13 protein-coding genes and 2 riboswitches are annotated in these 12,995 nt (G+C 47.0%); of the genes, 8 read left to right on the top strand and 5 right to left on the bottom strand.

From position 1 onward, the window contains the following. Positions 1-2 precede the first annotated feature (2 nt). A complete protein-coding gene (locus AFK25_RS04405) occupies positions 3-737 on the top strand; it encodes a ZIP family metal transporter (protein ID WP_035064165.1) in 735 nt (244 codons plus the stop codon). Positions 738-749: 12 nt separating this feature from the next. Then, on the top strand, positions 750-1,601 hold the full coding sequence (locus AFK25_RS04400) for a DMT family transporter (RefSeq protein ID WP_009362525.1): 852 nt from the start codon (positions 750-752) through the stop codon (positions 1,599-1,601). An 8-nt stretch (positions 1,602-1,609) separates the two neighbouring features. Here AFK25_RS04400 and AFK25_RS04395 read toward each other — a convergent pair whose 3' ends face one another. The 5 genes from AFK25_RS04395 to AFK25_RS04375 all read right to left on the bottom strand — a co-directional run bounded on the left by AFK25_RS04395 (position 1,610) and on the right by AFK25_RS04375 (position 6,069). Then, complete coding sequence (locus tag AFK25_RS04395; protein WP_035064167.1) at positions 1,610-2,146, bottom strand: 1,2-dihydroxy-3-keto-5-methylthiopentene dioxygenase; 537 nt, start codon at positions 2,144-2,146, stop codon at positions 1,610-1,612. 12 nt (positions 2,147-2,158) lie between these two features. Beyond that, complete coding sequence (locus tag AFK25_RS04390; protein WP_035064169.1) at positions 2,159-2,767, bottom strand: methylthioribulose 1-phosphate dehydratase; 609 nt, start codon at positions 2,765-2,767, stop codon at positions 2,159-2,161. Continuing rightward, the gene (locus tag AFK25_RS04385; protein WP_035064172.1) at positions 2,764-3,420 is read right to left on the bottom strand and encodes a 2-hydroxy-3-keto-5-methylthiopentenyl-1-phosphate phosphatase; all 657 of its coding nucleotides are present in this window, start codon (positions 3,418-3,420) and stop codon (positions 2,764-2,766) included. Before AFK25_RS04385 ends, AFK25_RS04390 begins: the two co-directional genes overlap by 4 nt. Beyond that, positions 3,417-4,640, bottom strand: coding sequence for a 2,3-diketo-5-methylthiopentyl-1-phosphate enolase (gene mtnW / locus AFK25_RS04380; protein ID WP_035064175.1), 1,224 nt, complete (start codon positions 4,638-4,640; stop codon positions 3,417-3,419). Before mtnW ends, AFK25_RS04385 begins: the two co-directional genes overlap by 4 nt. 59 nt (positions 4,641-4,699) lie before the next feature. Continuing rightward, positions 4,700-4,807: riboswitch (SAM riboswitch) on the bottom strand. An 89-nt stretch (positions 4,808-4,896) separates the two neighbouring features. Then, a complete protein-coding gene (locus tag AFK25_RS04375; protein WP_035064178.1) occupies positions 4,897-6,069 on the bottom strand; it encodes a pyridoxal phosphate-dependent aminotransferase in 1,173 nt (390 codons plus the stop codon). 97 nt (positions 6,070-6,166) lie between these two features. On the opposite strand from AFK25_RS04375, the gene AFK25_RS04370 reads away from it, so the two are divergent. The 6 genes from AFK25_RS04370 to AFK25_RS04345 all read left to right on the top strand — a co-directional run bounded on the left by AFK25_RS04370 (position 6,167) and on the right by AFK25_RS04345 (position 12,990). Next, the gene (locus AFK25_RS04370) at positions 6,167-6,961 is read left to right on the top strand and encodes a carbon-nitrogen family hydrolase (protein WP_035064181.1); all 795 of its coding nucleotides are present in this window, start codon (positions 6,167-6,169) and stop codon (positions 6,959-6,961) included. Between the two features lie 87 nt (positions 6,962-7,048). Continuing rightward, a riboswitch (SAM riboswitch) is annotated at positions 7,049-7,148 on the top strand. A gap of 72 nt (positions 7,149-7,220) precedes the next feature. Then, positions 7,221-8,390: an S-methyl-5-thioribose kinase gene (gene mtnK / locus AFK25_RS04365; RefSeq protein ID WP_035064185.1), complete on the top strand. Its 1,170-nt coding sequence runs from the start codon at positions 7,221-7,223 to the stop codon at positions 8,388-8,390. Positions 8,391-8,400: 10 nt separating this feature from the next. After that, a complete protein-coding gene (gene mtnA, locus AFK25_RS04360; RefSeq protein WP_009362517.1) occupies positions 8,401-9,435 on the top strand; it encodes an S-methyl-5-thioribose-1-phosphate isomerase in 1,035 nt (344 codons plus the stop codon). Then, a complete protein-coding gene (locus AFK25_RS04355) occupies positions 9,432-10,544 on the top strand; it encodes a sugar ABC transporter substrate-binding protein (RefSeq protein ID WP_035064191.1) in 1,113 nt (370 codons plus the stop codon). Before mtnA ends, AFK25_RS04355 begins: the two co-directional genes overlap by 4 nt. Next, positions 10,541-12,034 carry a sugar ABC transporter ATP-binding protein gene (locus tag AFK25_RS04350; protein ID WP_035064193.1) on the top strand — a complete coding sequence of 498 codons (1,494 nt, stop codon included), beginning with the start codon at positions 10,541-10,543 and terminating at the stop codon, positions 12,032-12,034. The genes AFK25_RS04355 and AFK25_RS04350 overlap by 4 nt, the downstream gene beginning before the upstream one ends. Continuing rightward, positions 12,031-12,990, top strand: coding sequence for an ABC transporter permease (locus AFK25_RS04345; RefSeq protein WP_035064196.1), 960 nt, complete (start codon positions 12,031-12,033; stop codon positions 12,988-12,990). Before AFK25_RS04350 ends, AFK25_RS04345 begins: the two co-directional genes overlap by 4 nt. Positions 12,991-12,995: the final 5 nt, after the last annotated feature.

Genomic DNA, 12,995 nt, shown 5'->3' with positions numbered 1-12,995 from the left:
TTATGGTCGACATGCTGATCGGAAGCACGCTATCTGCGCTAGCCACAGGAGCTGGCGCTGTTCCTATTTTGTTTTTGTCGCGCTCGCTAACACATCAATGGCGCGACATGTTGCTCGCTTTTACAGCAGGTGTCATGATGGCCGCGTCCATGCTTGGATTAATTCCAGAAGCGCTTTCTTCCGGAACGTTTCTTGCCTTAACGGTTGGATTGTGCGTCGGTGTGCTCGCCTTAACGTTTCTTGAAAAAATCGTGCCGCACATCGATTTAGCGCATACTGAAAGCGGCGTAAAAATGGACAAAAAAGCGTTGCTTGTGCTTGCGGCGATTACGCTTCACAACATTCCAGAAGGACTATCTGTCGGCGTGAGCTACGCTTCCGGCGAACAAACGCATATTGGCGATTTAATTGCGCTTGCGATTGGCTTCCAAAACGCGCCTGAAGGATTGCTCGTTGCGCTTTTTTTATTTAACCAACATATTTCAAAAGGAAAAGCGTTTTTGATGGCAACAGGGACAGGAATGATTGAACTTATCGCTTCCGTCATCGGCTTTTATTTAACGTCTGTCGTCGATGCGCTCGTCCCTTACGGATTAGCGTTTGCGGCTGGAGCGATGTTGTTTATTATTTATAAAGAATTAATTCCTGAAAGCCATGGCGATGGGAATGAACAATCGTCAACGTACGCTTTTATTATCGGACTATTAGTGATGGTATTTTTAATTGAAACATTTTAAAGGATGATTCACATGTCGAAATATTATATGCTTCTTTTATTGACAAGCGCATTATGGGGAGGAAACTTTGTCGCAAGCAAATTGCTTGTCGCTCACGCCTCCCCACTCACGTTGACGTTTATTCGCTGGACGATTGCGGTCCTTTTTTTATTTCCGATCGTTTTAAAAAAAGAGCGATCGATCCGCCTACAAACGCGCGGCATCGTTCCTTTGATTGCGATGGGGCTTTCGGGCGTCGTGTTGTTTAACGTGTTGATGTTTCAAGCGCTTCGCTATACGTCAGCGGATCATGTCGGTTTAATTTCGACATTAAATCCGATGGCGATCGCGCTCGTTGCCTATGTCGTCTATCGTGACAAACTGACGTTGCGACAATGGCTCGCGATGATCGTTTCACTGATCGGGGTACTCATCGTCATGACGCACGGGCAACTGCATCGTCTAGCGGATGTAAACATCGGTGATTTATGGATGATCGCAGCGGTCATCATGTGGGGCGTTTATTCGGCCTGTGCGAAGGCGGTGATGACATCGTACTCTCCGCTTGCGGCGACGTTTTGGTCTGGCGTATTTGGCGTCATCGGATTGTTGCCGTTTCTTTCTTCTTTTTCCGTTCATGACGTCAACGTCTCCTTTTCGCTTGCCCTTTTATATACGAGCGTCGGGGCGACGGTGCTTGCGATGTTTCTTTGGAACGTCGGCGTCAAACGGGTCGGTGCTACGACAGCAGGCATGTTTTTAAATTTTAATCCGCTTTTTACTGCCTTATTTGCATACATACTGCTTGGGGAAACGTTGACGTTGCCCCAATGGATCGGTTCATTCGTCACCATTGCAGGCGTCATATTGTTTACAAAAAAATAGAAGGGGTGTTATTCCCCTTCTTTTTCTTCATATGGATGGGCAACCCAACCGGATGGATCGATAAATAACCGAACGGCAACGACTTGACGATCGTCCATTAATGTAAAGAAATGTGGATTTCCTTCTGGCACGGAAATGACGTCTCCTGCTTCAAGTTCCACGTCAAAATATCCTGTGTTTTCGTCTCCTTTAATGACGAAAATGCCATGTCCTGCGACGATTGCACGCACTTCATCTTCCGTGTGCGTATGCACTTGTTCAAATTTTTTCAATAGCTCTTCTAAATTTGGTGTTTGTTCGCAGAGGGCAACAACGTCCCACGCTTGATAGCCTCTTCGCTTCGCTAAATCTTCAATTTCGGATTGAAACGCGGCTAAAATGTCCGCTTTTTCTTCGTCTGTTAATACAAATTTGTTTTGAAGATGCGCTGGAAGTTTACTTGCATCCCAATGTTCGTACAACACACCTTGCTTATTTAAAAACGCAGCGACGTTTTCCTTTCCTTCAATCACTTCTCCTGTATTGCGCACTTTAATCACTGCCATACTTACTCCCCCTTATCGTTTTAAAAGTAATAATTTGACGTGGTACTGACATAAAAACTCGCACGCTTCTAGCCATTTTTTCGCTTCAAACGCATCTTTTCCCCAAACGGTAATGCCGTGGTTGCGAATAAGTACCGCCCCGTTACTTTCGTGCACATGTTTCGCAAACTCATTCGCCAACGTCGGAATATGGGCGAAATTCGGAATAATCGGAATGCGAAATACCGCATCTTCTTCCCATAACCCGAACGCTTTAATGATTTCTTGATTCGTAAAAACGACTTCTCCTTCATCGCCGTACCATTCCGAAATGACGTTGTTGTCAACGGTATGCACATGCAAAACGCAGCCAGCGTTCGTTTTGTTGTAAATATGGACGTGAAGAAGCGTCTCTGCTGACGGTTTGAGAGACGTCGCTTCCGCTGGCTGTCCGTCGGCACCGACGAGCAAAAAATCTTCCGCCGTCTCTTTTCGTTTATCTTTGCTGCTTGCAGTGACAAGAAACGTGAGCGGCTCATCGCTCACTTTGAGCGACAAATTGCCACTTGTTCCCATAAACCAGTCGCGCGCCGCTAGTTCTCGTTTCACCTCCGCAAGCTCTTCCCATTTTTTTTGCCTCATGTGATCACCTCGCTTTCTTTTAACGCATCGATGACATCATAAAACGTCGTAAACGGCGTATGCGGTAAATGAAGCTCACGGCATTTTTCAAGCAAAAAGTCGCGGGCGATGACATGATCCGCTAATTTTGCCGCCGCTAAATCGGTAATTGAATCGCCAATGACGATCGTTTTCGCCCCTTTTGGTGCGAGTTTACGAAGAAGAGACGGCTTGCAACAGCCGCATTCATTTTGACAATGTTCATCGCATGCATACGGCCATGTAATTTGAATCGTTTCGCCGCGAAAGTCCGCGCGATTGCAAAAAATGCGTTCTTTTTCAATGAACCCGTCTAACAACGGATAAACGAAAAAATCGATGCCGCCGCTGACGATATAAAGCGGCATATGTTGTTGTTTCGTCCATGCGACAAACTCGGAAAATCCGTCGCGAATGCGGGCAGTGTCAAGCAAAAATTGCACAATTTCTTCTTTCAATGACGACGGCAAAAGGGAAAACATGCGCCCAACGCCTTGTTGTACGGAACATTTTTGCGCAAGTATATCGTCTTTGATCGCTTCCCATTCCGGTGGGGCGAACTGTTTCATCACCGCAATAATGTTATCGTTTAACGTAATCGTCCCGTCAAAGTCGCAAAAAATGACAGGCTTCATGATGCGCTCCCCCATAAATGAAGCGCTTGTCGCAACGGTTCGTTTTCTTTTGCCGCTTCATGAAGCGAACGCCCTGAAAGCACCGCTTCGACTGCCGCTCGAAACGCTTGCCCGCCGCCAACCGCTCCAGCTGGATGACCGTGCACCCCGCCGCCTGCGTTAATGACTGAATCGATGCCAAAATCGCGAACTAAAAGCGGCACAAGTCCCGGATGAATGCCGGCCGATGGGACAGGGAACGCGCGGACGAACGGCTCTTCTTTCGTCAGTTCGTCGGCAATCGCAAGCGTCTGTTCTTTTTCAAGCGCTACGCTTCCGTACGGAGATGGGAAAAGCGAAAAGTCCGCTCCTGCCATGCGCAACAGTTTGCCAAGAAGAAGCGCATAGCTCACTCCATATACGTGCGATGAAGCGATCGCGCCGCTAAATGACGGATGCGCCATGATCGGCAAACGAATGTCATCGTCTTCGCGAAGCGCTTGCAATACATCAAGCCCGTATGTAAACACGTTAAACAACAACACGTCCGCGCCGAGCTCCGCCGCCCGCTTCGCTTTTTCTTTTAGCTCAAACGTTTTCCCTGTTAAATTGACCGCATATAACGTCCGATGGCCTGTTTGTTCGTACACGTCTTGTAACGCTTCTTTTCCTGCGATGATGCGCTTTTCAAACGGCGTCAAGTCGTTTTCAAACAAAATTTCATCGTCTTTCACTAGATCGACACCGCCGAGCGCTTGCTGTTTTAATTGCTCGGTCACATATCGCAAATCGCGACCGATCACCGCTTTAAAAATGCTCATGACAAGCGGACGGTCAAAAACGCCAAGCTTTTCACGAATGCCATCAATGCCAAAGCGCGGACCAGGAAATGCTCGTTTTAATTCGTCAGAAAACGTCAGGTCTATCAGTTTAATCGTTCCATCAAGCGACAATTTGCCAAACGTCGTCGTCAAAATCGCTGGAAAATCGGCACTAAAATTGACGCTCGGATACGAAATGCGCACGAGCGCCCGTTTCAATCGCTTCCCGAAATACGTATTGACCCGCTCATCTTCCTCAAGCTGTTCAATCGACTCTACAACACCTTTATGTTTTTTCAACTGTTCTTGTTCAAGTTGCGGCAAATCGGTCCACGATCCTACCGTAAGACCAAGCGCAATCCCTTCCGCTTTTTTCGCCAAATCTTTGTCATCATGAATCAAATAGGTTGCCGTAATCATCGTATCACTCCTTTACAAATAAAAAACCTCTTCATAAGAAGAGGCTAATCGTTCGTCTCTTCTTATCTCTCAGCTAATTGCTGCGAGAATTAGCACCGTGCTTAACGTTCGTTAAGTCGGTTGCCGGGCTTCATCGGGCTCGTCCCTCCGCCTACTCTTGATAAGAATTCGCAATGTATGAAATTTTTTGAATGGTTCGTTTTTCATAAATTTAATTCGAATTATGACAGCAGTCTCTCATTTTGTCAATGATTTTTTAAAAAAGTTGCAATCGTCCGATTCGTTCCGCGGCTTCTTTTAGCCGTTCTTCGCTTGTCAACAGCCCTGTGCGCACATATCCTTCCCCATGCTCTCCAAAGCCGATGCCTGGGGCAACGGCGACATGTGCTTGTTCAAGTAAAAGATTGGCAAACGTTTCGGACGTATATCCTTCTGGCACCGGAAGCCACGCAAAAAAAGAACCTGCTGGCGCTTGCACGTTCCAGCCGATGTCGTTTAATGCACGAATAAACGTATTCCGTCTTGCTTCATACGTGGCGACAAGCTCATCGACGCATTGTTGCGACTGTAAAAGTGCGACCGCTGCCGCTTCTTGAATGGCGCCGAACATGCTCACATACAAATGATCTTGCAAAACGTTAATCGCTTCGATCATGCTTTCGTTGCCGACCGCAAAGCCGATGCGCCATCCTGCCATATTGTACGTTTTTGAAAACGTATAAATTTCAATGCCAACGTCTTTCGCCCCTTCGACTTGTAAAAAGCTGACCGGCTTTTTCCCGTCAAACCCGATCGCCCCATACGCAAAATCATGCACGACAGCAATGCCGTATGTTTCAGCAAACGAAACGGTTTCTTTAAAAAACGATTCCGTTGCTGTCGCACCTGTCGGGTTGTTCGGATAGTTTAAAAACATCAATTTCGCTTGACGAACGACGTCTTTGTTTAACTCCTCATAATCGGGCAAAAAGTCGTTTTCCGCCCGCAGCGGCATCATTTCCATGCGCGCCCGCGCAAGCACAACGCCCGACCAATAGTCCGGATAACCGGGATCGGGAACGAGCACGACATCGCCGGGGTTTAATAAACAAAGCGGCATTTCAACGAGCCCAGCTTTGCCGCCAAATAAAATGGCGACTTCTTTTTCTGGATCAATGGTTACCCCATACTCCCGTTTGTAAAACGTCGCTACCGCTTCTTTCAAAAACGAATACCCGCGAAACGGGGAATATTTATGGTACGCTGGCTTTGCGACCGCCTGTTGCATTGCGTTTACAATATGAGCAGGGGTCGGCTGATCCGGATTTCCTTGCCCAAGATTAATGACGTCATGCCCTTCAGCAATGACCGCATTGACTTTTTGAACGAGCGAAGCAAAAAATTGCTTCGGTAGTTGCTGTAACAAGTTCGATTGCGGAAATGTTTTCATTTTTCGCACACCTACTTCACAAAAAGGTTGAAATTCTAGTCATGTATCATATATCGTAAAAATCAAAATGTAAAGAAAATTTTTCGAGGTGAATGAAATGAATATCGCTTGTATACAAATGGACATTGCGTTTGGAGCGCCTGAAAAAAATAAACAAACGATCGTGCGCTACATGGAACAAATGGCGCGTGACGTCGACGTCGTCGTATTGCCAGAACTATGGACGACAGGATACGATTTAACGAGATTAACAGACATCGCCGACGAAAACGGCGAAGATACAAAAACGTTTCTTTCCTCGCTTGCGCGCACGTACGATGTGCATATTGTCGGCGGATCGGTAGCGAAAAAAACTGACAAACAAATGACAAATACGATGTATGTCGTCGACCGAAACGGCCATGTCGTTAGCGAATATAGTAAACTTCATTTGTTCAAATTGATGGATGAACATATGTATTTACAAGCTGGGGAGACGTTACACGTTTTTCAACTCGCTCACACGACGTGCGCAGGCGTCATTTGTTATGACATTCGTTTTCCAGAATGGATTCGCACCCATGCGCTTCACGGAGCCGAAGTGCTATTTGTCGTCGCGGAGTGGCCGCTTGCTCGCCTTCATCATTGGCGTACGTTATTAATGGCGAGAGCGATTGAAAACCAATGTTACGTCGTCGCTTGCAACCGCGCAGGAAAAGACCCGAACAACACATTTGCTGGTCATTCGATGATCATCGATCCGTGGGGAAACGTGCTCGCTGAAGGGGACGAACAAGAAACGGTCATTATGGCGAATATTGACATAAACGAAGTGCAACATGTGCGCGGACGCATCCCGATTTTTGCTGATCGTCGCCCAGACGTGTATAAAATTTTTGAAAAAAAGGATTGACAAACGAGCATGAACCGATGTATGATTCGAATCAAGCGAATTCACGAAACTTTTTCACTGTTAAAAACATTCAAATAACGATAAACACTCTTATCAAGAGCAGGTGGAGGGACGAGCCCGATGAAGCCCGGCAACCGGCGATGACGCACGGTGCTAATTCTTGCAGCAGTAGGCTGAGAGATAAGAGGTGCGAAGCAAACTTCAAACCTCTTTCGTTCAGCGAAAGAGGTTTTTTATTTATGTCAAGGGAGGAATTTGTATGTACGAACCGTTAACAGAACAAAAAGCGATCGCCCTTGCTGTTCGGTTAGGGCTTTTTGGAAAAGATGCGCTTCTTTCATGCAAAGAAATTGGCGATGGCAACTTAAATCTCGTGTTTCGTATCGTCAACGAGCGCACAAACGACAGCATCATCATCAAACAAGCGTTACCGTATGCGAAAGTCGTCGGCGAAAGCTGGCCGCTCACGTTAAAACGGGCGACGATTGAAAGCCAAGCGTTGCGCACTTTCGCAAGCTACGTCCCTCAATACGTTCCGAAAGTATACTATTCTGATGAGTCTTTAGCGATTACAGTGATGGAAGATTTATCGCATTTACAAATTGCTCGTCGTGGGTTCATCGAAGGAAAAACATTTCCGAACATTTCTGAACATATCGGCGAATTTATCGCGAAAACAGCGTTTTACACGTCCGATTTCGGCATGAACCAACAACAAAAAAAGAAGCTCGCACAGCAATTTACAAATCCTGAACTTTGTAAAATTACAGAAGATCTCGTATTGACCGACCCGTTTTTTGACCATGACACAAACAACTTTGAAGCCGAACTTCGCGCAGATGTCGAGCAGCTTTGGCAAGATGACGCATTAAAACGCGAAACCGCAAAATTGAAACGGCGCTTTTTAACGAAAGCGGACGTCTTGCTTCATGGCGATTTACATACAGGAAGCATTTTCGCAAGTGACGATGAAACGAAAGTGATCGACCCAGAATTTGCATTTTACGGTCCAATCGGCTTTGATCTCGGGCAATTTTTCGCTAATTTGCTGTTAAACGCCCTCGCTCGCGATGAACGTGACCGCAAACCGCTCTTTCATCATATCGAAAAAACGTGGGACGTGTTTATTCGCACATTTTCTGAACTTTGGCGTGAAAGCAATGAACCGTACGCGACCGTTTCTGGCGTGCTTCATGACGTGCTTCGCGATGCACTCACAGAAGCGATTGGATTTGCTGGCTGTGAAGTCATTCGCCGAACAATCGGTTTAGCGCATGTCGCAGACGTTGACGAATTGCCGCTTGAGCGCCGACTTGATGTGAAACGTCACGCGCTTCGCCTCGGACGCGAGCTGATCGTACAGCGTGAACAATTGCCGATTCATGCGATCAAACAACTTGTGCAACAAACGGTACATGTGAACAGCTAGGAGGAAGACAATGAAATCTGTACAATGGCACGATACACATATTACGATTTTAAACCAACAAGCATTGCCTCATAAGACTGAATATTTAGAATTAAAAAATATCAAAGACGTATGGGATGCGATCGTGACGTTAAAAGTGCGCGGGGCGCCAGCCATCGGCATGACCGCCGCCTACGGCTTAGCGCTTGCGGCAAAATCGTATGAAACGAACGACTTAGCGCAATTTCATGCCGAGTTAAAACGAGACCGCGACTATTTAGCTAGCTCGCGTCCGACCGCTGTCAACTTATTTTGGGCACTTGATCGGCTCATGAAAAGCGTTGCGCAAGCAAAATCCGTCAACGAAGCGAAAACGACGCTCATTCATGAAGCGATTTGCATTCAAGTAGAAGATGAAGACGTATGCCGCCGCATCGGCGAACATGCCCTTTCCCTTTTTCAAGACGGCGATCGCATCATGACGATTTGCAATGCAGGAGCGATTGCGACGGCGCGCTACGGAACGGCACTTGCTCCGTTTCATTTAGCGAAAGAAAAAGGAATGACGCTTCATGCGTACGCTTGTGAAACGCGGCCTGTGCTGCAAGGAGCAAGGCTCACCGCTTGGGAGCTTTCACAAGCTGGCGTCGATGTCACGCTCATTACCGACAATATGGCCGCGCAAACGATGAAAGCAAAACACATTTCCGCTGTCATCGTCGGCGCAGACCGCATCGCCGCAAACGGCGACACCGCCAACAAAATCGGGACGTTCGGTCTAGCCATTTTAGCGAAAGCGTTTCGCATTCCGTTTTACGTCGCCGCCCCGCTCTCAACGATCGACTTACAGACGAAAACAGGCGATGACATTCCGATTGAAGAACGCGCAAAAGAAGAAGTGACGCATATCGGCGGCGTGCGCATCGCACCGGACGTGAACGTCTACAACCCTGCATTTGACGTCACACCGCATGAACTCATTACGGGCATTATTACCGAAAAAGGGATCATTTTTGGCGATTACGCAACAAAACTACCAACATTATTTGAGGAGGTTTTCGCATGAGAAACATATGGCTTGCCTTCGTGCTCATTTTTGCGCTATTAGCCGGATGCACGAACGAACAAGATGCCGTTTCTAAACCGGCGCAACAGCCGAAAGAAGAAACGAAACAAACGAATGAAAAAACAGGAGCGGACATTCCAGCCGCGCTAAACAAACCGATTAAAATTGCCGCCATTATGCAAATGTCGATCGGCACTTTTTCATCGCAATATATCGCAGGTGTGAAAGAACAAGTCGCAAAATTTGGCGGCGAGGTGCAAATTTATAACGCAGATAACGATTTAACAAAAATGGCATCGTACGTCGAAACGGCGATTAACCAAAACGTCGATGCGATTTTATTAGATCATGGGCGCGCGGATGCGCTGAAAGCCCCTGTGGAAAAAGCGCTCGCCAAAGGCATTCACGTCGTCGCGTTTGATAATGATTTAAACATTCCGGGTGTCACTGTCATTGACCAAGACGATTACAGCTTAGCATGGAAAACGTTAAAAACGTTAGCGGAAGATTTAAACGGTGAAGGCGAAATCGTCACGATTTGGGTCGGCGGCTTTACGCCAATGGAACGTCGTCACGTCATTTACGAAGCGTTTCAAAAACGATATCCGAACATAAAAGAAGTCGCCAAATTCGGCACAGCGAGCGCAAATACCGCTTTAGATACACAAACGCAAATGGAAGCGATTTTGAAAAAATATCCGAACAAAGGCGATATTGATGCGGTGTTTGCGACATGGGATGAGTTTGCCAAAGGAGCAACACGCGCCATTCAACAAGCAGGGCGAACAGAAATTAAAGTGTACGGCATCGACTTAAGCGATGAAGATTTACAAATGATTCAACAACCAAATAGCCCATGGGTCGCAACAACAGCAACTGACCCAGCGGAAGTCGGGCGCGTGCAAGTGCGCTTTGCGTATCAAAAAATTGCAGGCGAAAAAACGCCAAACATTTATTCACTTGAACCGCATTTAGTCAAACGTTCCGACTTACCAGATCAACAAGTGTCGATGGGCGAACTGCACAACTACATTTCGGGCTGGGGACAATCAAACGTCGCTGTCTCTCCATGGATGAAAACGCTCGAACAACAGGTGAAAAAGCAATGAGCGGGCTTTCCATGAAACAAATCGTCCATTCGTTTGGCGATGTCACCGTATTAAACGGCGTGAACTTCCATGTCCAACCGGGCGAAGTTCACGCCCTTTTAGGTATGAACGGCGCGGGAAAAAGCACGTTAATGAACATTTTAGCCGGCCATCTTCAACCGACCGAAGGAACGATTGACATCGACGGACGGTCGTATACGTTTTCTTCCCCAAGAGAGGCGAAGCGGGCTGGCATCGGACATGTCGTACAAGAAGTGGACGCGGCGTTATTTCCTGCCCTGTCCGTGTATGAAAACGTGCTCGCTGAACAAATTGCTGAACAACCGAACAAGTTGTTTTCAAAAACGAAAAAGCGGGCATTTGTTTTCCAGCTGCTTGAGCGCGTCGGTTTAGCGCATGTCTCGCCTGATGCGCTCGTTCAAACGTGCACGCTCCATGAAAAACAGCTCATTTTACTCGCCCGCGTCCTTTCTTCTTCCGCTCGCTATATTATTTTAGACGAGCCAACCGCTTCGTTAAGCGAACAAGAAACGGAACGGCTATTTGCGATGATCGAACAATTAAAAGCACAAGGCGTGTCGTTTATTTATATTTCGCATAAATTGCACGAAGTCAAACGCATTTGCGACCGGATGACGATTTTGCGCGACGGCCATGTCGTGTATGAAGGTGATGTGTCGCTACCGACGGAACAAATCGTGCGCCATATGGTCGGACGGCAACCAAAAACGCGCAACACTTTTGCGCGGGAAAAAAGTGGCGAAACGATTTTTGAAGTGAAACAACTATACATTCCGAAAACGAAAACGACGGTTGATTTACGTGTACAGCGCGGGGAAATTGTCGGCATTGCCGGCATCGTCGGCGCAGGAAAAACAGAATTAGCAGAAAGCATCATCGCTCATGTGAACACGACAGGGGAACGCATCGTGCGCGGGAAAAAACAGACGTGGACATCGCCAAAAGATGCGATTGAAGCAGGCGTTTGTCTTATCCCAGAAGAGCGCCGCAAACAAGGGCTATTTATGAACGAGACGGTAGAAAAAAATTTAACGGTGCGTCTATTGTCAAACATTTCGAAATGGAAATGGATAAACAAACGCCGCGAGCGCACGATCGCCACATCGCTCATTTCATCGTTACATATTCGTCCATCCTCGCCGACCGCACTGGCGAAAAACTTAAGCGGCGGCAATCAACAAAAAGTCGTCATCGGCAAATGGCTGCAAACGAATAGCGACGTATTTCTTTTTGACGAGCCGACAAAAGGCATTGATGTGCATGCCAAAGAGGAAGTATTTTCGATCATTCGCTCGCTTGCTGAGGAAGGAAAAGCGATCATTTATTTCACGAGCGAGTTTCAAGAGCTGCTAAATATCGCACATACGATTTATGTGATGGTCGACGGTCGTTTCATAAAAAAAATAGACGCCCAAGAAGCGACATATGAACAGCTCGTCCATGATACAACGGGAGGTGAAATGAGATGAAATTTTTATACAAATACGGAACGATGATCGCGATTGTTGTCGTCATTAGTTTTTTCAGCATCACGCTCGATTCGTTTTTTACGTATGCAAACTTTAGCGACATTTTACGTTCGATTTCCATTGTTACGCTCGTGGCGATCGGCATTACGTTTTCATTAATTGTCGACGGTTTTGATTTATCGGTCGGTTCAACCGTCAGTTTAGCGACCATCGCAAGCGCCTCCGCGCTCGTTTTACATCGTCAAGAGCTTTTCGTTGCACTCATCGTTCCGCTTCTTCTCGGCGCACTCGTTGGATTGCTTAACGCCTTTCTCATCATTCGCCTTCGCCTGCCTGATTTATTGGCGACGTTAGCCGTCATGTATATCATTAACGGCGTGCAATTGACGTATACGAAAGGATTTTCGATTTACAACGACATGCCGCTTCCAGAAGGCGGAACGGCGCCGGGAAAATTTATTCCATCGTTTTTATTTATCGGACAAGGAGAGCTGTTTGGCATCCCATTTTCTGTGTTGCTTATGCTTTTTGTCGTCGTTTGTGCTCATCTTTTTTTAACGTATACAACATTCGGACGCTTGTTTTACATGACGGGCGAAAATCGCGAAGCAGCAAGGCTCACCGGCATTCCCGTCGATCGTTACCGCACGGCTGCGTATATCATTAGCGGCCTGTTCGCTGCTTTAGGCGGCATTGTTCTTGCTTCGCGCATCGGCACCGGACAAGTATCGGCAGGAACTTCCTTATTAATGGACGGCGTCGCTGCCGCCTTTATCGGCTTTTCCGTCTTTGGCGCAGGCAAACCGAACGTCATCGGCACGCTGCTTGGTTCGATTTTAATCGGGGTATTGTTAAACGGGCTGACGATGATGAACGTCCCGTACTACGCCCAAGATATAATCAAAGGAACGATTTTAATTTTCGCACTCGCGTTGTCCCATATCGTAAAAAAGTAACCCAC

Origin of the sequence: Anoxybacillus gonensis (assembly GCF_001187595.1) — a bacterium.
Lineage (GTDB): Bacteria > Bacillota > Bacilli > Bacillales > Anoxybacillaceae > Anoxybacillus > Anoxybacillus gonensis.
This window is presented reverse-complemented; position numbering and strand designations above follow the sequence as displayed.

Coding starts and splice junctions, on each gene's coding strand:
- AFK25_RS04405 (WP_035064165.1), top strand. CDS start 3: ATGGTCGACATGCTGATCGGAAGCACGCTATCTGCGCTAGCCACAGGA.
- AFK25_RS04400 (WP_009362525.1), top strand. CDS start 750: ATGTCGAAATATTATATGCTTCTTTTATTGACAAGCGCATTATGGGGA.
- AFK25_RS04395 (WP_035064167.1), bottom strand. CDS start 2,146: ATGGCAGTGATTAAAGTGCGCAATACAGGAGAAGTGATTGAAGGAAAG.
- AFK25_RS04390 (WP_035064169.1), bottom strand. CDS start 2,767: ATGAGGCAAAAAAAATGGGAAGAGCTTGCGGAGGTGAAACGAGAACTA.
- AFK25_RS04385 (WP_035064172.1), bottom strand. CDS start 3,420: ATGAAGCCTGTCATTTTTTGCGACTTTGACGGGACGATTACGTTAAAC.
- mtnW (WP_035064175.1), bottom strand. CDS start 4,640: ATGATTACGGCAACCTATTTGATTCATGATGACAAAGATTTGGCGAAA.
- AFK25_RS04375 (WP_035064178.1), bottom strand. CDS start 6,069: ATGAAAACATTTCCGCAATCGAACTTGTTACAGCAACTACCGAAGCAA.
- AFK25_RS04370 (WP_035064181.1), top strand. CDS start 6,167: ATGAATATCGCTTGTATACAAATGGACATTGCGTTTGGAGCGCCTGAA.
- mtnK (WP_035064185.1), top strand. CDS start 7,221: ATGTACGAACCGTTAACAGAACAAAAAGCGATCGCCCTTGCTGTTCGG.
- mtnA (WP_009362517.1), top strand. CDS start 8,401: ATGAAATCTGTACAATGGCACGATACACATATTACGATTTTAAACCAA.
- AFK25_RS04355 (WP_035064191.1), top strand. CDS start 9,432: ATGAGAAACATATGGCTTGCCTTCGTGCTCATTTTTGCGCTATTAGCC.
- AFK25_RS04350 (WP_035064193.1), top strand. CDS start 10,541: ATGAGCGGGCTTTCCATGAAACAAATCGTCCATTCGTTTGGCGATGTC.
- AFK25_RS04345 (WP_035064196.1), top strand. CDS start 12,031: ATGAAATTTTTATACAAATACGGAACGATGATCGCGATTGTTGTCGTC.